The sequence below is a fragment of the Shewanella sp. NKUCC05_KAH genome, from assembly GCF_019345585.1.
GTDB lineage: Bacteria > Pseudomonadota > Gammaproteobacteria > Enterobacterales > Shewanellaceae > Shewanella > Shewanella oncorhynchi.
Genome location: NZ_JAHKQZ010000001.1, coordinates 401,085 through 421,011, shown reverse-complemented (window position 1 = coordinate 421,011; position 19,927 = coordinate 401,085). Strand labels below are relative to the sequence as shown.

The following is a 19,927-nucleotide window of genomic DNA, read 5'->3' as shown; positions in this document are numbered from 1 at the left end:
GTTTCACTTTGGAATGGATTAGCGGCATATAATAGCGGATTTATCCCAGTATCACTATCAGGGCTTATGAGTATTAACATCGAACACGCAATTATTCACGAGATTTCTCAGGACAGTCAGGGGCAATTACGCTGCCGTTTGCGTCCTCAACCTCTGCTGAACGGTCAGGCGGTCGAGGTGATGCTCGACGAGTTGCATCAGACATATACGGGAAAGGCCGGTAAAGGTTTTGGCTATTTTGGTATTCACGGCGACGACGGTGAGGCGAATCCTGCTTTTGCCAATGCGCTAACTCAATACCGTGGCGGCGATTTAGGGTTTGTGGAGTTTTCCGGTCAAGCCAGTAAATTGCTGCAAGAAGAATTGTCAAAGTACGACTTCAGTCAAGGCGGTTTCCTGTTGATGTCTTGCTATACCAGCATCACCAGCGATTATTTGTTTGTGGCTTTATTAAGTGCGAAGTCGTCAATGACAGTATTAGACGATATGGAACTGTCGCAAAATAACCACTTGGATTTAAATAACATCCAACTCGCGGCACGTATCGATTTAACCGAGTGGCAAGCCGATAAGGATTCTCGCAAGTATATCTCCTTTATCCGTGGCCGCGCGGGACGTAAAGTCGCCGACTTTTTCCTCGACTTTATGGGCTGTGTAGAAGGCGTCAACACTAAGGCGCAAAACAAAACCTTAATGAATGCGGTTGAAGATTTTGTTGCCAGTAGTGAGTTGACGAAAGACGAGCGTCAGCAGTGCCGTAATAAAGTGTTTGAATATTGCAGTGAGCGTTTCGATGAAGGCGCTGACATTGAGATCAAAGACTTGGCCGATGAGTTAGCCGATCAAGGTATGGACTCCTTCTATGATTTTGCCCGTGGCGGCAGTTATGATCTCGATGAAGAGTTTCCGGCCGATAAATCGACCCTGCGCCAATTGAAGAAGTTTTCTGGTACAGGTGGCGGCGTAACGTTAAGTTTTGATGGCGGCCACTTAGGTCAACGGGTGATTTACGATCCCATCTCGGACACGATTTTAATCAAAGGTGTGCCAGCAAACTTAAAAGATCAGCTTGATCGTCGTCTTAAAGGCGAATAGCACTTAATTAATCCATCGTTTTTAAGCGAAAGAATAACCAAAGGCCGAGAGTTTTTACTCTCGGCCTTTTTGCTAACTAAGTCGCGCTGACTTAGTGTCTATGCTAAGTGAGTACAGCTAAGTGAGTACTTCTTAGTCAGTGACTCGTCGCCTATGTTAATTATTGGAGCTAAATGGCACTGGACGTGGCGTATCTTTATTCGATGGTGGCAAAATAGGTAGCGTGATTTGCGGCTGATCGCCCGTTAAGGACTCAAGGAAGGCGACCATTTCTTTCACTTCTTGGTCAGAGAGTTTTTGCCCTAATTGAATGTCTGCCATGGTATTCACCGCTTCTTCCAAGGTCCAGACGCTGCCATCATGGAAGTAGGGATAGGTGAGTTCAATATTGCGTAGTGTAGGCACTTTAAACACATATTTATCAGCTTCTTTACCAGTGACGCCCTTACGACCTTCTGCTGGGTTATTGGTGTGGAACGGTTTGATGAGTCCCATTTTCATATACATAGTTCCACCGACAGCGGGGCCGTTATGGCAACTCACGCAACCTTTATCCTTGAAGAGTTGGTAACCCGCTTTGGCATTCGCGCTTATGGCCTCTTGCTTGCCCAGAAGAAATTGATCGAAGGGGCTATTAGGGGTAACTAAGGTTTTTTCAAAGGTGGCAATCGCATCGGTTAAACGGTCAATTGTGACTTTTTCATCGCCATAGACCTTGGCGAAGTGCGCTCGGTAGGCAGGCATAGAGGCGATAGTTTCAGTTGCGAGTTCATGGGTAAAGCCCATCTCTTTCGGGTTGGCGATAGGGCCCGCGGCTTGTTCTTTCAAATCACTGGCACGACCATCCCAAAATTGAGCCAGCATAAAGTCGGCATTAAGCACTGTGGGCGAGTTAATTGGGCCTTCCTGCCAATGATGACCAATGGACGTTGGCAGAGCATCGACACCACCAGTGGATAAATTATGGCAAGAGTTACAAGAGATAAAGCCAGATTTAGACAGTCTGGGTTCGAAGAATAACATTTTACCTAATTCAACTTTTTCAGGCTCAGTGATCTTGGCTGCTGTAATGACTTCGATGGGTTCTGCACTGATAGCATGGGTACTGGCTAACATACCTGCGATGAAAATGGCGATAGATGTAAGTTTGGTCATCTTATTTCTCCCTGTATAACCTTGGTTTTTGTATGGTTTAACAGGGATGCTAGCGGTTAATGATGCTGAGTGATAATGCTTTGTTTCGATTGGGTCTATCGCTGTTGCGGATTAAGCTTTTGCGATCTAATTCGCTGTTTTTACGTTGTTATTTTGCTAGGTTGAGTGATGTTTCTGTTAAGGCTTTATCTGTTAATCGATAAGGTCGATGCATTGTTGCTTTCTGCCTATCGGTACCTGATGGTTGCAATGAGTCGAATTGCTGGATTTTCGACTACCTGATACACACATCTGATACAAACATCTGATACAAAATATTGGGCCGAGTGGATTCATTTGTCGCGACAACAGACGGAATTGATTAGAATCTCCATTCATGTTGAGTTAACTCGTGTTGAGTGCCTCAAGTTAGCATGCTCGGCAATCGCCAAGCGGTGCTATAAAATTATATAGGTGGACTGTTTTTCTGCCGAGGAGCGTTAATGCAATTGTTTGTCAAAGATTTAACTGTGATCGATTTTTCCTATTTGTGCCCAAAGCGCGGCATGGTGGGGGAGAGTTGGATTGTTGATGTTCTGTTAGAGGGCGGATTAGACGAGCAAAACATGGTACTCGATTTTGCTAAAGTCAAACGTACGATCAAGCAGACCATAGATGCGGTGGCCGATCATCGTTTATTAGTGCCTACGGCCTGCAGCAGTGTGCGATGGCAACAGCAGGGCGATAGAGTATGGATGGATTTTGATAGTCAGCTAGGTGAAATTCATTTGGCCTGTCCTTCCCAAGCCTTTGCCTTAGTGCCGACCGAAGAGATTGATATTCCCAGCGTGAATGCCTTTTTACAGAAAGCGTTGCGTGAAGCTTTACCTAAGAATGTCGAAGGGATCACACTCACCTTAAGACACGAAATACTCGATACGCCTTATTACCATTACAGCCATGGTTTACGTAAACACGATGGTAATTGTCAGCGTATCGCCCATGGGCATCGTAGTCCTATTCACGTTTATGAAAATGGCAGTCCAGCACCTAAGTGGGATGAGTATTGGGCCAAACGTTGGCACGATATTTATTTAGGCAGTGAAGAGGACTTGGTTTCAGTTAAGACCCTTAATCTTTCGCCGCAAACGCGGATAACCGATGACAGCCACTATGGTTTTCACTATCAAGCGCCCCAAGGGGATTTCCAATTGGCAATGCCAAAGGAATGCTGTGATTTAATTCCCCACGACACGACGGTTGAGTTGTTAGCCGATTATATTGCCACGACATTAGTCGCTAAAGTGCCAGGAAGTCAGTTTAAAGTGGTGGCGTTTGAAGGTGTTGGCAAGGGCGCGATCGTCGTTAAGGGATAGGCACTACGAGCTGATATAAGTGAATGGACTTAAACTATTCACCTTTTAATCACGGATTTAATAGGCCTCGGTAGATTATCGGGGCTTTTTTGTGTGTTTTTAGCATAGGCTGAACTGAGATTACGACAGGGATGTGGGTTTGCAGAATCGATTTTTATGGTGCGTTAGGTTAACGTGGCATTGATTGAATTCGGCTGCGTTTTTTGTCGCGATGAATGTATTGAGTGGGTCTTGATCCCTATTGCCCATCGATAAGTATTTTTTGAAGATGTTGGAAACTAGGATATTGGAAACTAAGATGCTGGAAAATAATAAGATGTTGGGAAATAAAGTATCGCAATTTTTATCTCACGGTGGAGCCCCCCTAAGTTCAAATCCAGTGCGCTGCTTATCGGCATTATTCACTTTGGGCCTAGTGCTCATTGCGCCTCAGGTACAAGCTGAGGTGAGTTTACAGGGTAAGTTAGAGCAAGGCGCATTAATGCGGGGTCAAGCGCCAGCGGGCACTCAGATTAGCTTAAATGGTGAAGCCATCAAGGTCACGCCAGACGGCCATTTTGCCTTTGGTTTTGATCGCGACGGTGAACTGAGCCAGCAGCTAACCTTGGTTTATCCCGATGGTTTGACTGAGGTTAAGCCTTTAACCTTAACCAAGCGAGAGTACGACATTCAAAGTGTAAAGGGCATTAGCTCGAAGATTATGAAGCCCGATCCTGTCGCGCAGGAAAGAGCGGCGAAAGACACGGCGCAGGTGAAAGCGGCACGGGCAACATTTAGTGAGCAAACTGCATTTTTACAGGCGTTTATTTGGCCGCTGACGGGGCGTATTTCCGGGGTTTATGGTAGCCAACGTATTTATAACGATGTACCCGGTAATCCACACTTTGGGGTGGATGTGGCGGCGAAAACCGGCACTGTCGTGGTAGCACCCGCCGATGGTGTTATTAGTCTTTCTGTGCCTGACATGTTTTATTCGGGCGGGACTATGGTGATCGACCATGGTTATGGCGTGAGTTCGAGTTTTTTGCACTTGAGTAAGCTGTACGTCAACGCGGGTGAAGCGGTTAAGCAAGGCCAAGCTGTTGCAGAGGTGGGCGCAACAGGCCGTGCAAATGGTCCACACTTAGATTGGCGAGTGAACTGGTATCAAATGCGTCTCGACCCTACGACCATAGTGCCGCCAATGGCAACAGTGCTGGCGAATGAGAAGGCCAATAAAGCGGCCAAAAAGGGCTAGGTTCGATATTCAACTCTGGCTCACTTAAATGGCGCAATGATGCGCCATTTAATGGTGATCCTTATCGTGAACACTTAGTGGGTTGGCTTCTTTTTAGGCTAGCTTCAAATGTCTGCTTGCCAATAATCATTTTTAACCGAGTCGTCTAAAAAGATTACTTCAACAGTGGATGATCAGCAGGCAGTTGGCGGGTGATCCATAAAATCAGTTTGTGTTTCATGTTTGGCCCATCTTCTTTATCTTTGGCCAGTGGCTGAATCAAGTTGTCGGTGACCAATAAACGATAAATGCATTCCACTTTGTCTTTGGGTGAGATGCCTTTGTCGAAGTCTGCATATCCGCGTTTTTTGGCATAGCCCACGCCGATTTCCATGGCGAACTTCAATATTTGTGCTTCGTTCTTGTGTGGCTTCATTGGCGCTCCTCTGTTTGCACATAGCATCCATCTACTGGACACGATAATTTGTGCCTGATGGCATCTGCAAGTTATATGTCCTAAGTTACGCTAAATATGCTGTTTTTTAGATTTAATTTTGGCGATTTTTGACAAAACTACCAAAAAACTGACCTAAAAATAACGAGAATATTGAATCTGATTAAATTGTCATCAACTCAGATGTTAACTCAGGTACTGTCGTAGGTTTTAGCTAAGGCAAGTGCCGATGAAAATCTAAGCTCAGTTTTATCTGCCTGAGTTTAAGTCTGACTTAACATTCATATACTTGTTCGCTCGCGATGACCGCTTTTATGCCATGGGGATGTACTTTAATGCACACATTGCCGCGTTTAAAGGCGATAGTTGGATTGGCTAAACGTTCTTTATCGCCTTTGGGCGAGCTCATCTTGACCTTAATCTCAGCTTGGGATGGCAAGTCTGGTAATCTTGACTGCTCTGATTCAGCTGTCTGCTCAGATTGCGGCAATGGACTCAGTCCTTGGTTGAGTAAAGGGCGGAGTGTTGGACATAAGACCAGTAAATCTTGGCTCAAGGTATTGTAATCTTTGGCTTTAGAATCAATAACTAATTCTATGTGCTCCCAGCCTTCCTGTGGATAAACTTTATCACTAGGATAGGGAAGCTCGACGCAGGCAATGCTAAATTGACCGAGTGTGAGTGGCGTGTCTAGCTCGATGATCAGAATCGTACGGCCATTGATAATGTTGTCTGAAATGATTTTACCTATGCGGCTAAAGGCGTCTTTCAGTGCATTGGCACTGGCGATAGAGTTAACGCGTAATGCCACGTGATCGCAAAACAGTGCTTTATCTGTTAAATCTAAGGTCTTAAGGAAAGCGACAATTTGTGCTTCAAAGGCTGGCCAGCCTTGGATTAATTGCTCATAGCTGAGGTTTGCACTGTGCGGCGCAACAGGCTCGTTGAATTTAGGCATAAATACTCCAAGGCATTTCTATTGGCGTTAGTTTTTATCCCTTAAGTAAATGACTGAGAATATTACAACTAACATCATGCTTTTAATGGTTAAATAAAAACGCCCATTAAGCTGGGCGTGTTTGATATCGTTCAATTATCTATTTGGCATTTTGCCATCTGGATATTGGCTAAGGTTACGGCCAAATCTCAATTGGTGTTCCTTCATCGACCACTTTCCACACTTCATCCATTTCGGCGTTGGTAATCGCGATACAGCCGTCAGTCCAGTTGTATTGCTGTGCTTGTTCTGGCGGCAGTGACGACTTAGGGTTTTGGCCGTGGATCATGATCATGCCTCCGGGTCTAATGCCTAAGGCTTTGGCTCTGAGTTTATCCTCTTCATTAGGATAGGAAATATGGATCGATTTATAATAAGCACTATCTGGCTTTTTATAATCTAGGGTATAACGCCCCTGTGGTGTGCGTTGATCGCCTTCCTTTAATTTGTGTCCAGCGGGTAGGTCACCCATGGCGATACGATATTGTTTGAGCACTTTGCCATCGCGCAATAAAGCCATACTGGATTCGGATTTAGTGATCACCACCAGATCCACTTTACCCATGCCAGAGGCATGTAATTCGGGTGAAACGAGAGCCGCGATAGTCACAGTGAGAGATGTCAATGTGGAAAGTAGGGTGGCGCGCATGAAGTCCTCGAAAATAAACACAGGTTGTTGGCTTTTTTCGGCATCATACCGCAATTTTATCCTACTGTGAGTAGATAATTTTGAGCTAGGTGCAATTGCATGGCAGACTCGTGGCATATTTATGCTGTAATCCCTGTGTTAGTCAGTTTGTTGCAAGGAAGTAAAAGTTTGTATGTCTGAGAATATCGAATCCGAAAGCCCGTTAAAACGTCAATTACGTACCATTATTTTTGGCACTGATACTCCCGCTGGCCGCTATTTTGATATCGCCCTCATGGTGTGTATTGTGTTGAGTGTCGGCTTAGTGTTCCTCGACACAGTAGAGATATTCCATCGCGAATACGGCCAGCTTATTTCTGTGTTGGAATGGGTATTCACCATTATTTTTACGATTGAATATGGCCTACGTTTGTACTGCGCGACTCATCCTGTGTTATATGCTCGCAGCTTTTATGGTTTAGTGGATTTGTTATCGGTATTGCCAAGTTATCTGGCGTTGCTGATCCCTGGTGCTAACTTTACCTTAGTCATCCGGATACTTAGGCTGTTTAGGATTTTCCGCGTACTCAAATTACTGCGTTATTTGAGTGAAGGAAATGTTCTACTTAGGGCGATGATGCAGTCGAGTCGTAAGGTTTTTTTGTTTTTCTTCTCGGTCAGTTTGATCGTTATGGTACTGAGTTCAGTAATGTATGTGGTTGAAGGGCCTGATAATGGTTTCAGTTCAATCCCTAAATCTGTGTACTGGACAATTGTGACTATTACTACAGTCGGTTATGGCGACATTACCCCGAAAACCGGATTAGGTCAGGCGATTGCGGCTTTTACTATGCTGATTGGTTACTCGATTATCGCAATCCCAACGGGGATTTTAACCGCCGAGATATCCCAAGAAGTAGGGCGCCATCGAGATTTACGCTCGTGCAATCAATGCCATAAGACAGGTCATGATATTGATGCAATGTATTGTAGTCGTTGTGGATGTGAGCTAGATAGCCTAGATGTGCCCGTTGATAAAGGCGTTTCCTGATGACTTCGGCGAACACTTTTTATTTTTGTAGGTAAAAGACACGTATGACGCAAGCCAAGTTTGTTGAAGGCCCCATATTACGCCATATCTTAGTGATGAGTTCGACCGCCGCGATAGGGATTTCTGCCTTATTTGTCGTGGATTTACTGGATATCTTTTTCCTGAGCCTATTGGGAGAGCATGAACTTGCGGCGGCTGTGGGCTATGCGGGGAGTATTTCGTTTTTTACCACATCGATTGGAATTGGTTTATCGATTGCATTAGGGGCTTTAGTGTCTCGCTCGATTGGCGCAAAAGAGGTGGTGTTGGCAAAGCGCTTATTACTCAATAGCGCGGTTGTGACGACACTGATCAGTGTGCTGGTGGCGGCTGTGGTCACCATCTTCATTCCTGAGCTAGTTGCCTTAGTGGGCGCGAATGGTCATACGGCAGAGCTTGCTGCCAGCTATTTGTATATTCTCGTGCCTTCCTTGCCTTTTATCTGTCTTGCGATGGCGCTCGGCGGGGCTTTGCGCGCCGTGGGTGATGCAAAGTTATCTATGATGTCGACCTTAGCGGGGGGCGGCGTTAATGCTGTACTCGATCCGATTTTTATCTTCATGTTCGCCATGGGGATTGAAGGCGCTGCATTGGCATCCGTTTTAGCGCGGGTGGCGGTATTTGTGATTGCCGCTCGCGGTGTGGTGGTTAAGCATAAGTTGTTAGGCCATTTTGATAAGGCACATTTTGTCGCCGATCTTAAGCCCATCTTTGCCATTGCAGGCCCTGCGATGTTAACCAATGTGGCAACTCCCATCGGAAATGCCTTTGTGACCCGAGCGATCGCCGATTTCGGTGATGCTTATGTGGCAGGCTGGGCAGTATTGGGGCGTTTAATCCCTGTGGCTTTTGGGATGATCTTTGCACTGTCCGGCGCGATTGGACCTATTGTTGGGCAAAACTTTGGCGCAGGTCAATTTGACCGAGTACGTGAGAGTTTAACGCGGGCGATTCAGTTTTGTACTGTATATGTGCTGGTAATGTCTTTGCTGCTGTTTATGCTTAAGTCACATTTGGTCAGTGTGTTTGATATGAAGGGTGACAGCGCTGATCTTATTCACTTTTTCTGCAGTTATATCGCAGTATTCTTTATCTTTTCGGGGATTTTATTCGTGGCGAATGCGTCCTTTAATAACCTTGGCAAGGCCAAATATTCCACGCTATTTAACGTAGGTAAAGCCACTTTAGGCACTGTGCCTTTTGTGTATTTTGGTGCACTTTGGGGCGGTGTTTACGGTGTACTGATTGGGCAAATTTTAGGGTCTATCTTGTTTGGTACATTAGGTGTGTGGGTTGCCTATCGTTTAGTGGATAAAGTGGCGGCGCAGGCACAGTTTTCAGCCGCGCCTAATCTTGATGCTGCGAATGCTATCCCCCGTAATGTTGTACTGAGTGAGGAAGAGGAAATCGCTAATTGTGTTGCACAGAACTTACCGAGTGCGACCAATCCGCTTTCATCCTCGTGCGTGCAGATGGCGCAATTAACGGAGGAGCAAGAGAATGAGCCCGTATTACCCTATTTAGACGAGGGTAAAAAGCCTAATTGACGTTATGTGGCTTAGCTGCGCCGTGTAGAAGCTGTGGGCAAGAACGCAGATAAAGATGAGCTCTTAATAATGAGGAGCAGTCAGAAAGCTTAATGATAGGAATGCTGAAAAACAAAATGCCACAAGATTGCTTGTGGCATTTTGTTTGAAACGGCGTTTGCACTTCATTTAATTAAGCTAACAATGCCAAAATACGCCGCTAAAAGACTATTCTGCTGAACTTCTTATTCTTCGTTACTGCTTATTCTTCAATACTTGGCGTGTCTTGTTGGCCTTCGACTTGTTCAGTCGCGGCTTCAGATGCCGCCATTTTTGCGCGATCAGCCTTAGAGATGTAACCTGATTTTGCAGGTGAGCCGATAGTCACTGGGTCGACTTTATTCAGTCTGGCCTTAGCGCGTTTAGCTATTTTCTTGATGATCTTTTGTTTCTTGTTCATGACGTCTCTAATTTCGTTTCGCACCCGCTACGCGCAGGAATATGAGGCCAAGGGCTCAATTGAGGCGGGATTCTAACTCAATCTGAGCGAACTGACCATGTTTTGCTGAATTTTGTCGAAAACAACGGCTACTCTTTGGGAACTAGTTTTGCTAAATGGCGTTAGCATAACAATTTGACTTAAACGGCGCTGTTAGTATTTCACACGACAAATGCTGCAAATTCTGCGGTGTAGACTGTCTGTGTGGATCAAAAGCCATTATATTGCCTAGCATTATGAGTTTGAAAAATTAACTCTACTGTTATTTTATTGCTCATATCCTGAGCCGAGGAAGATGTGTGTTATTAACTAAAATCACTTTTTTTGAGCGCTTTGAGCACGATATATTAAGTGGCACTAAAACCATTACATTGCGTGATGAAACGGAATCCCATGTGATTGCAGGTCAAACGCTTCCCGTTTCAACCTTCGAAACCGACCGCTGGTTTTGTGATATCCATATTATTGATGTCGTGCCAGTGACCTTAACTGAGCTCTCAGACATTCATGCTAAGCAAGAGAATATGACGTTGCCGCAGCTACGTGATGTGATTGCAGAAATTTATCCCGGTCTTGAGCAATTGTTTATGATCCAGTTTAGGGTTTTACCGCAGTAAAAGTATAGAGCGTAATTTTGTAAAACAAAAAAGGCCGCACAGCAGCCTTTTTATTACAAATTCAATGGCATATTAAGTTGTCGAAGATTGCTGAACTGTTCAAGAACATCAGCTATCCAAGACAACTAAACCGTCCAAGGTAACAGTTTTTTGGCAAAGTGATCGGCTTGGCCTAAGCGAATCGCTGCGCGGTGACGCATCCGATAAAATGCTTGATAGCACAGGGGGACTAAGTACAAGCTAGTCACTGTCGAGAACGATAAGCCACCGATAATGGCGATGGCCATGGGGTAATATGGCGGGCCGCCGCCACCGATTTGGGTATCACCCATCGCCAGTGGGACTAATCCCAGTACTGTTGTACCTACTGTCATTAACACTGGCCGCAAACGGGTGATACACACCTCCCGAATGGTGTCAGACAATTTGTCGAGATCCGGTGTCATCTGATTGATTTGATCCACCAGAACGATACCGTTGTTCACCACTATCCCCATTAAAATCAAGATACCTATCATTGCCATCACAGAAATAGGGGTGCCTGTGATAAACAGCGCCCAGAATACACCTGTGATGGAAAATAGGATCGAGGTAATAATCGCTGTCGGTAACAGTAGAGATTCAAACAACGCCGCCATAACAATATAAATCATCGCGACAGCCAAGAGCATATTAGTCACCATCACATTCTGATCTTCATCTTGGCGCTCAAAGCCACCACGGAGTGAATAGTCGTAACCATCGGGGAAACGGATATTTTCCATCACTTGCTTGATCTTAGTTTGCGCCTCTTCTGTGGTGAGGTTTTCTAAGTTAGCTCCAATCGACAGCGAGGTTTGGCGATTGAAGTGTTTGATAGTATCGAAGCGGGGTTGGATCTCAATCTTCGCCAAATTATCTAAGGTGTACACTCTTTGGTCGAGGCGTACTATGGGTAACTGCTTGAGTTTCTCAAGTGACTTTTGCCACTCTTTCTCGTAGGCCATTTCGATGCGCAGCTCGCCATTAGGATCGTGGCGGAAGGATCGTAGCGGTGAACCGCGCAGTGCCATGGAGATACTTGAGGCAATTTCATTGAGTTTTAAATCTAACCGCGCCGCCATTTGTCTATCAATGCGGATAATCACTTCTTGCTGAGCGCCGTTAAGCTCGGAGCGAACATCTTGCAATCCTTTGATATTTTGCAACAAAGGAATAACTTGCTCGCTCAAGTTAATCAGCTCAGAGGTTGAACGTCCTGTCAGTGTGACTCGCACGCCAGAGTTGTCATTGCCCCAGCCAAATTGCGGTTTGGCGATGGAATACTTAGGGAAGCCACTACGGATTTTCTTTTTTAACTCATCCACTGACATAGGCAAATCTTTCTTTAGGAGGATCACTGATGAGCCATCGTCAGAGGCATAATAGCTGTAGACAGAATCAATATGGAATTCCTCTTTATTGTTATAAAGATACTCTTCCATTTGGTTGATCATTGCCTCGGTAACATTGAGATTATGTCGACCTTCTACTTGATAGTTAATGTAGATTCGCTCATTGCTCTCGCTGTCTTCTTGGTCCTGTTTAACCATAGATAGCGGCAGGGCGGTGGATGCGAGGATCGCTACAGCAATCACACCTGAACGCCAGGGTCTGAGCAATACCCAATCTAGGCTATTGTTGTAGAAACGCTGTAATTTACCCCCATCCTTTTCGGGGGCGATGTCGAAGTGGAGCTTAGTCAACATCAAAGGGATTAAGGTTTTTGCGACCAATAGCGACGCGGCGAGTGAAATACAAATCGCAATAGCAACATGCTCTAGAAAAATGGTGATCTCGACTTTTACGCCAAAAATATTAGGTAAAAATACAATGGCGGTTGTCATTGTGCCTGCCAATACCGCCAGAGACACTTTATCGACCCCCGTCATGACAGACTCTTCATTGTCCTTAGGGTGTTTACCTTGTTTTTCCTGCAGTACGCTCTCAGTGACAACTACAGCATTATCAATCAACATACCGACGGCAAGCAGGAGTCCCATCATAGACAGGATATTCAAGCTGTAGCCGAGTAGATACATAGCGGCGAGCGTCATACCGATTGAAATAGGCACGGATGACACAACCACTAAAGTTATTTTCAAATTACGCAGGAATAAGTACAGCACCACAAAGGACAGCAGTGCACCGATTAACCCTGAAAGCAGCAAATCCATTAGTGAAGATTTTACTCCAGAGGCTTGATCTTCCATGATAAATAGACGAATACCTTGGAACTGTTGGTCTTGCTTCGCAAGCTCAATTACCTTCATTACACGGTCTGACACTTCGACTAAGTTAGCGCCAGATTCCTTAAACACATCCAAACCCACGGCATAGTGCTTATCTAAATGTCGACCTTCGATACGTTCAGGTAGGGCAAATTGCACATCGGCGATATTGCCTAAGGTCAATCCGGGGATCAGTACTAGTGCTTTGATATCTTCAAGGTTTCTAAACTCACCCTTAGGTGAAACTTGATAAACGATATTACTGGCCCTGAGTGTACCTGCGCTCAGCACAAAGTTCTCTCTGCCGAGACGTTGTTGCAAATCTGTGGCTGAAAATCCACTGGCGGCAAGGCGGTCGGCATTGATGCGTACCTCAATTTGCTTTTGCTCAACGCCGTACAGGCTGACCTTAGAGACACCTTCAACACGTTCAAGCGGACGCTTGAGCTGTTTATCGAGTAGATCGAATGCACCTGAAAGCTCACGATCACTTGAGATGCGTATGGTGAGCACAGGCATGTCGGCGGTGGAGAATTGGCGGATAAAGACCCGCTCCACATCCTTGGGCAGTAAATGCCGCACTGCATCGATTTTTTCCCGCGCTTCTAAGCTCTTAGTGGCAACGTTTTCCCCCCACTTCATGTTGATTTCGATTTCGGCGCCTTCTTGGGAGGATTCTGATTCAAGCTCATCAATCCCCCCCATAGTCGCGAGGGATTCCTCCAGCACTTTGGTAATATCGCGCTCCACTTCAGCTGGGGTCGAGCCTTTGTAAGGCACTTCCACCACTATCTGTGGGATATCAATACCGGGGAACATTTCCAGCGGTAATAGGCGACTCGAGGCGAGACCAAACAGCAAGATAGCAAAGAAGAACATGCTGGTGGTTACGGGGCGCTTAATGGCTAAACGGGTGAGGTTCATGGGCGAGCCTCCTCTACGTTTACATGTGAGCCAGTTACTGCGTATTCTTTACGGTCGAATAGGGCATAGAGCACTGGGAGCACTATTAAGGTCAGTAGTGTTGATAAACTCAGACCAAAGATCACCGTAATCGCCATCGGTGCGCGCACCTCTGAGCCATCACCTAGACCTAGCGCCATCGGCAATAAGCCTAAGATCGTGGTGAGGGTTGTCATCATAATGGGGCGTAGGCGCGATTTAGCTGCATCGCGAATGGCATCAAGTTTTTGAGCACCTTCGCTACGCAGTTGATTGATCCGATCCACAAGCACAATCGCGTTGTTCACGACGATCCCCGCCAACATGATAAGGCCAATAAATACCACCACACTCAAATGAGTTTGGGTGATATAAAGCCCAAGTACACTGCCACCTAATGCCATAGGTACGGCAAAGAGAATAAGCAAGGGATGTAATAGTGATTCAAACTGACTCGCCATGACTAAATACACTAAGAAAATCGCTAAGATAAGGGCAATTTTGAGTGATTGGAATGAGTGCTCCATTTCCTCATTTTGACCACCAAAACGGGCCTGAACCGATGCGGGTAGCACTTGTTGCGATAGTATCTGCTGCGCCTGTGCAACCGCATCGCTTAAATCACCATAGGCGAGGTTAGCTGATACGAGAGCCACACGTTGTTGGCTGATGCGGTTAATCGCAGATGGGCCTAATTGCAATGAAACTTCTGCAACTGCGCTTAATGCAATAGGCTGACTGCTATTCGGATTGATGATTAAGGCGTCGATATCGCTGATTTGATCCCGCTCCGCGAGTTCACTGCGCACCAGAATATCAATCTTACGGTCACGCACTGTGTATTGACTGGCAACAGTACCACCAACACGTTGGGCAATACGGTTCGCAACCGTTGGTGCATCCATTCCTAGGGCCGCTAACCTTGCATGATCGAAACGGATACTTAGTTCAGGTTGACCATCACGTAGACTGGTATTCACGTCGGCAAAACGCTCCGATGCGGATAATGCTTTGACGAGACTATCTGCGCTGCGTTTGAGTAAGTTTAAATCGTAACCTGTGAGCTCAATCTCCAGTGGCGTTTTAAAGCTGAATAACTCAGGTTGCTCAATTTTCGCTTCAAGTTCAGGAATGCGGCGCGCAGTATCACGTAATACTTGAGTGACTGCGTTATAGGCACTGTGGTCGTTAAGCACCACTTGCAAGCGGCCCCAGTTTTCACCCCCGCGGGCAGTATCCGAAGTCATCAAACCGCCACTACCGGCTTGGCTATAAGCATGTTTAACTTCGGCTCTGTCTTTAATGGACAGTGCAAGTTGCTGTAATATCTTGTCGGTTTCGCTCACTGCCGTACCCGGCGGTAGCAAGATCTCCACATAAAACTCGCCCTGATTCATTGGCGGAAGAAGCTCCATACCAAGTCGCGGTAACAAGCTAATACAAGCGCCTGTTATCGCAATCGTGAGTAACAGCGTTGCTTTCTGTTGGCGCAGCGCCGAGGCCAGAAGCTTGTAATAAACCTTCTCAATACTGTGGTAGACAAAGTTAAATGCTGAGCTTAACGGGCGCATCACTAGACCAATAAGCCATGAGAAGAAGCGGCCTAAAATCAACACTAAGGTCAGTAGTGCACTGGGTAAGTAACTAACAATTAATAGAATAGGAAAGGAAAACACAGTCGCACTATAGTGTTTAAGCTTGCCCATTTTAGTGGTGGGTTTATCCTTAGGTGTCGTTTTTATCAGCGCGGGTAAGGTTTTAAAGCCTTCACGTGATGCCAGCATTGGAATGGACGTTAACGCGACTAATAGCGATGCTAACAGCGCAAAAGTGACCGTTAGCGCTTGGTCTGAGAAGAGGGCGCCAGCAATCCCATCCACAAATACTAGCGGCACAAACACCGCAAGAGTGGTGAGTGTTGAGGCAAAAATCGCGCCTGCCACTTCTTTAGTTCCCGTCACAGCGGCTTCTAATTTACTCATGCCTTCGCTACGGCAGCGGTCTATGTTCTCTAATACCACAATGGCGTTATCGACCAAGAGACCGATGGCAAGGGCAATACCACCTAATGACATAATATTTAAGCTAATATCGGCAAAATACATCATGTTAAAGGTGGCGATCACTGAGAAGGGAATCGAGATAGAAATAATCAGTGTCGGGATGATATTACGCAAGAACAGGTAAATCACTAGCATAGATAACAAGCTGCCCATCAGCGCAGAAGAGGTGACTTCGCTGACCGCACTTTCGATAAACTCAGACTGATCGTAAATCACTTCGAGCTTATTTTGCTTAGGGTCTTGATTGATTTTGACGAGTTCATCGCGCAGTTTTTTGGCGACAGCGACAGTATTTGCATCACCTTCTTTATAAATGGCCAGTTCAATCGATTCTTGACTGCCGATGCGGGTGATGTCACTACGCTCCTTGTAGGCATCTGTGATGGTAGCAACTTCGAATAAACGGACTAAAGCTTGCTCATCGCGATAGACGATCACTTGGCCGAGTTCATCTAATGAGTTGAATTGGTTTAGCGTTCGTACTAAGTATTCGCGATCACCTTGGATCACTTTACCCGCAGAGAGGTTGATGTTTTCCTCATTAATACGACGTTTAATATCATCGGCATTGAGATTGAGCTGCGACAGTTTTTCTTGATTGAGCTGAATATGCACTTCTTGCTCTAGGCCGCCAGATAAACGCACTGCGGCGACCCCAGATAGCGCCTCTAAACGACGCTTAAGCTCTTCCTCTGCATAGGTGCGCATTTGTTTGAGATCGGCTTCAGATGCATTTGGCACCGACAGCGCAAGACGCATAATGGGGTCGAGATTGGGGTTAAAACGAAGTAATAAGGGCTTTTTTACATCGAGCGGCAGAGCGATAGTGTCGAGTTTTTCACGTACATCTAAACTCGCCATATCCATTGTTGTGCCCCATTCAAACTCAAGCACCACATCTGACATGCCGGAGCGCGAAATAGAGCTGATTTTACGTAAGCCTTTGACCACGCCAACGGCTTCTTCAATCGGTTTAGAGACGAGCTGTTCAACTTCTACTGGCGCCGCACCGTCATACATAGTGCGAATGGTTAACGTGGGATAGCTTAAGTCTGGCAGTAACTTCACCGCTAGGCGGGAAAATCCCACCATACCGAATAAAATCACTGCCAGCATGAACATCCATACCGTGACTGGCCGTTTAACGGAAGTGCTGATAATTGACATGAAAGGCTCCTATCAGTTCTTAGCGGAAGCAAGATCGAGTGGGGTGATCACTTCGACTAAGGATTGGTCTTTCAAGTTTTGCTGGCCACGGGTAACGACTTGCTCACCGGGGTTAATACCTGTAATCACTTCTACCGAATCACCTTCACGGTAGCCAATTTCGACTTCACGACGGTTCGCATTGGTACCATCAATAACATAAAGCGCTTGTTTGTTGTCTTGGTTAATCAAGGCGCTGTAGGGAACAGTAATCACGTTCTCGTGGGTATCGTATTTGAGCTCAACCCGGGTAAACATGCCAGCTTTAAGGCGCGCCTCTTGATTCGGCACAGCAAGTGTCACCTTAAAGGTGCCACTTTGTGGGTCCACAATCGGGCTTATGCGCAACACTTTGGCGTGGATAGCATTCTTGCTATGTTGATTACTAAACACTTGTGCTTCTTGGCCGAGTTTTAAGCTCGCAAGCTGTTGCTCTGGCAAATGAACTATACCGTGGAGTTCATCTTGGTTGACTATATAAAACAAGTCGCCAAATTCCTTCGCCATATTGCCAGCTTTCACATAACGTTTAGCTACGACGCCGCTGATAGGGGAAAGGACGCGGCTTTCTTTTACTTGCAGTTCGGCGAGATCTTTTTTAGCAATAGCGGCTTGCAAGTTATATTCAAGTTTGGCCATTGAATCCGCGCTGATAAATTCTCTGTTGCTCATTTTCTTCAGACGATTTAATTCTTGCTCGATGATTTTGACTTCGGCTTCTGAGCGGTCTAAATCGTATTGCTGTCTTTTGGCATCAATAACAGCGAGTACTTGACCCTTTTGAACGCGGTCACCTTCTTCAACAGCGAGAGATTCAATGAGTCCTGATATACGACTCACTACATTGGCTTCCTGTGGCGCTTCTAAGGTGGCAGTTGTACTGTAAAAAGATGAAACGTTTCCTTGCATCACTGTAGTGGTTTCGACGGGAATGGCATATTTTTCTTCTTTTTTGACCACTTCTTCCTCACCACAGGCTGCTAGCATCGAAATCATTAGCAGTGGCAGGGTGAATTGAGCAATTTTTGACTTTTCCATAAGAATGTTACCTGTTGTCTTTATTGTGATGTCAGTTGTTAGCAGAAACCATGCCAATTTTTAAATTTGTTTAATTTCAGTCTATTAGTCGTGTTTTTAGCTAAGTGTGATTTGTGATTCTTACTAAATGTAGCTAAAAGGTTTAAAAAGTGATGAGAATAACTAAACGCGGTTAATTAAGATTACACAAGTGCGCAATTGCAACAATGTATTTTGTCAGGAGAAGGAAGTTTAAAAGAGGATTATTTGAAATGAAAAAAGCGCCCTTAGGCGCTTTTTAATGCGTAAGTCGTGGGACTTAGCGTTTGTCTTGTGCGACGAAATCACGCGCAGTTTCACCAGTATATAACTGACGTGGACGGCTGATTTTGTGGCCTGGTTGATCTAACATTTCTTTCCAGTGAGCAATCCAGCCTACAGTACGTGCCAGTGCAAACAGCACAGTAAACATACTGGTTGGAATACCAATAGCTTTCATTATGATGCCAGAGTAGAAGTCGACGTTTGGATACAGCTTTTTAGAAATGAAGTATTCGTCTTCAAGTGCAATGCGCTCAAGCTCCATTGCCACATCCAAGAGTGGATCTTGTACTTTCAGTTCTTTCAGCACTTCATGACAGGTTTCACGCATCACTTTGGCTCGTGGGTCAAAGTTTTTGTAAACACGGTGTCCAAAGCCCATCAGACGGAAAGGATCATTTTTATCTTTAGCGCGTTCAATGAATTCAGGAATACGGTCTACTGAACCGATTTCTTCTAACATTTGCAAACAGGCTTCGTTAGCGCCGCCGTGTGCAGGGCCCCAAAGAGATGCGATACCCGCTGCGATACACGCAAATGGGTTTGCACCTGAAGAACCGGCTAAACGTACTGTTGAAGTCGATGCGTTTTGTTCATGATCTGCATGTAAAATGAAGATCCTGTCCATTGCACGCTCAACAATAGGGTTCACGACGTATTCTTCGCACGGTACAGCAAACATCATGCTTAAGAAGTTGCCCGCATAGCTTAAGTCATTACGTGGGTACACGAATGGCTGGCCTGAAGAATACTTGTAGCACATGGCTGCTATCGTAGGCATTTTTGAGACTAAGCGATAAGCGGCGATTTCACGGTGACGTGGATCGTTAACATCCAGAGAGTCTTGGTAAAATGCAGATAATGCACCCGTCACACCACATAACATGGCCATTGGATGAGCATCACGACGGAAACCTCTAAAGAAGAAGGCTAGCTGCTCGTGAACCATAGTGTGGGTTTTAACTGTATGTACAAACTCAGTATATTGCGCTTTGGTCGGCAGTTCACCGTAAAGCAGCAAATAACACAGGTCTAGGTAATCGGAGTCAACGGCAAGTTGATCGATTGGATAGCCACGGTGTAACAATATACCTAGATCACCATCAATATAGGTAATTGCAGATTCACAGGAGGCAGTCGCAAGAAAACCTGGATCAAAAGTAAAGTAACCTTTGCTGCCAAGTTTACTGATATCGATTACGTCAAAACCAGCGGTTCCCTGCTTTACTGGCAATTCTATCGAGTCGTTCCCTGGTAATTCTAATTTGGCTTTTAAATCAGCCATACCCCGTTCTCCTTACTTAGTTCTTATCTGTGAGTGCGGCATGTCAAACCGCCATTACTTTACAGCCATTCTAGATCACATTTCAATTTAAATAAGCGTTTAAATTTGTTAGACCATGGTATAAAAGCCTTTACTTTTCTATTTGTAACTGGCACTTACAGTAAAAAATAGTCAAAAAAACATAATTTGCATTCTGTGATGTTTGTATTTGA

At 45.4% G+C, this 19,927-nt stretch carries 15 protein-coding genes; 6 read left to right on the top strand and 9 right to left on the bottom strand.

The genetic code is table 11. The features are described from left to right. The first annotated feature begins 66 nt into the window (after positions 1-66). On the top strand, positions 67-1,095 hold the full coding sequence (gene yejK / locus KO533_RS01775) for a nucleoid-associated protein YejK (protein WP_006081997.1): 1,029 nt from the start codon (positions 67-69) through the stop codon (positions 1,093-1,095). A gap of 156 nt (positions 1,096-1,251) precedes the next feature. Here yejK and KO533_RS01770 read toward each other — a convergent pair whose 3' ends face one another. After that, positions 1,252-2,250, bottom strand: a complete 999-nt coding sequence (locus KO533_RS01770; protein WP_219252633.1) for a cytochrome-c peroxidase — start codon at positions 2,248-2,250, stop codon at positions 1,252-1,254. A 482-nt stretch (positions 2,251-2,732) separates the two neighbouring features. Here KO533_RS01770 and KO533_RS01765 point away from each other — a divergent pair, with 482 nt between their 5' ends. Both KO533_RS01765 and KO533_RS01760 read left to right on the top strand, forming a co-directional pair. Next, a complete protein-coding gene (locus KO533_RS01765; RefSeq protein WP_028759687.1) occupies positions 2,733-3,605 on the top strand; it encodes a 6-carboxytetrahydropterin synthase in 873 nt (290 codons plus the stop codon). A 316-nt stretch (positions 3,606-3,921) separates the two neighbouring features. After that, positions 3,922-4,842, top strand: a complete 921-nt coding sequence (locus KO533_RS01760; RefSeq protein ID WP_249195635.1) for a M23 family metallopeptidase — start codon at positions 3,922-3,924, stop codon at positions 4,840-4,842. Between the two features lie 154 nt (positions 4,843-4,996). Here KO533_RS01760 and KO533_RS01755 read toward each other — a convergent pair whose 3' ends face one another. The 3 genes from KO533_RS01755 to KO533_RS01745 all read right to left on the bottom strand — a co-directional run bounded on the left by KO533_RS01755 (position 4,997) and on the right by KO533_RS01745 (position 6,921). After that, the gene (locus KO533_RS01755; protein WP_006081993.1) at positions 4,997-5,257 is read right to left on the bottom strand and encodes a DUF5062 family protein; all 261 of its coding nucleotides are present in this window, start codon (positions 5,255-5,257) and stop codon (positions 4,997-4,999) included. Between the two features lie 292 nt (positions 5,258-5,549). Beyond that, the gene (locus KO533_RS01750) at positions 5,550-6,233 is read right to left on the bottom strand and encodes a VOC family protein (RefSeq protein ID WP_219252631.1); all 684 of its coding nucleotides are present in this window, start codon (positions 6,231-6,233) and stop codon (positions 5,550-5,552) included. 175 nt (positions 6,234-6,408) lie between these two features. Then, on the bottom strand, positions 6,409-6,921 hold the full coding sequence (locus tag KO533_RS01745) for a L,D-transpeptidase family protein (protein WP_028759690.1): 513 nt from the start codon (positions 6,919-6,921) through the stop codon (positions 6,409-6,411). Positions 6,922-7,093: 172 nt separating this feature from the next. Here KO533_RS01745 and KO533_RS01740 point away from each other — a divergent pair, with 172 nt between their 5' ends. Both KO533_RS01740 and KO533_RS01735 read left to right on the top strand, forming a co-directional pair. Then, positions 7,094-7,951 carry an ion transporter gene (locus KO533_RS01740; protein ID WP_028759691.1) on the top strand — a complete coding sequence of 286 codons (858 nt, stop codon included), beginning with the start codon at positions 7,094-7,096 and terminating at the stop codon, positions 7,949-7,951. Between the two features lie 44 nt (positions 7,952-7,995). Further along, positions 7,996-9,537, top strand: a complete 1,542-nt coding sequence (locus KO533_RS01735; protein WP_219252630.1) for an MATE family efflux transporter — start codon at positions 7,996-7,998, stop codon at positions 9,535-9,537. Positions 9,538-9,778: 241 nt separating this feature from the next. On the opposite strand, the gene KO533_RS01730 is transcribed toward KO533_RS01735, so the two are convergent. Then, on the bottom strand, positions 9,779-9,976 hold the full coding sequence (locus KO533_RS01730; protein ID WP_028759693.1) for a DUF2986 domain-containing protein: 198 nt from the start codon (positions 9,974-9,976) through the stop codon (positions 9,779-9,781). A gap of 338 nt (positions 9,977-10,314) precedes the next feature. Here KO533_RS01730 and yqfB point away from each other — a divergent pair, with 338 nt between their 5' ends. Next, positions 10,315-10,632, top strand: coding sequence for a N(4)-acetylcytidine aminohydrolase (yqfB, locus tag KO533_RS01725; protein WP_113940516.1), 318 nt, complete (start codon positions 10,315-10,317; stop codon positions 10,630-10,632). A gap of 125 nt (positions 10,633-10,757) precedes the next feature. Here yqfB and KO533_RS01720 read toward each other — a convergent pair whose 3' ends face one another. The 4 genes from KO533_RS01720 to KO533_RS01705 all read right to left on the bottom strand — a co-directional run bounded on the left by KO533_RS01720 (position 10,758) and on the right by KO533_RS01705 (position 19,715). Beyond that, positions 10,758-13,805 carry an efflux RND transporter permease subunit gene (locus tag KO533_RS01720; protein WP_219252627.1) on the bottom strand — a complete coding sequence of 1,016 codons (3,048 nt, stop codon included), beginning with the start codon at positions 13,803-13,805 and terminating at the stop codon, positions 10,758-10,760. After that, positions 13,802-17,053 carry an efflux RND transporter permease subunit gene (locus KO533_RS01715; RefSeq protein ID WP_219252626.1) on the bottom strand — a complete coding sequence of 1,084 codons (3,252 nt, stop codon included), beginning with the start codon at positions 17,051-17,053 and terminating at the stop codon, positions 13,802-13,804. The genes KO533_RS01720 and KO533_RS01715 overlap by 4 nt, the downstream gene beginning before the upstream one ends. A gap of 12 nt (positions 17,054-17,065) precedes the next feature. Beyond that, a complete protein-coding gene (locus tag KO533_RS01710) occupies positions 17,066-18,130 on the bottom strand; it encodes an efflux RND transporter periplasmic adaptor subunit (protein ID WP_105252698.1) in 1,065 nt (354 codons plus the stop codon). A 298-nt stretch (positions 18,131-18,428) separates the two neighbouring features. Further along, positions 18,429-19,715 carry a citrate synthase gene (locus tag KO533_RS01705; RefSeq protein ID WP_105252697.1) on the bottom strand — a complete coding sequence of 429 codons (1,287 nt, stop codon included), beginning with the start codon at positions 19,713-19,715 and terminating at the stop codon, positions 18,429-18,431. Positions 19,716-19,927 lie beyond the last annotated feature (212 nt).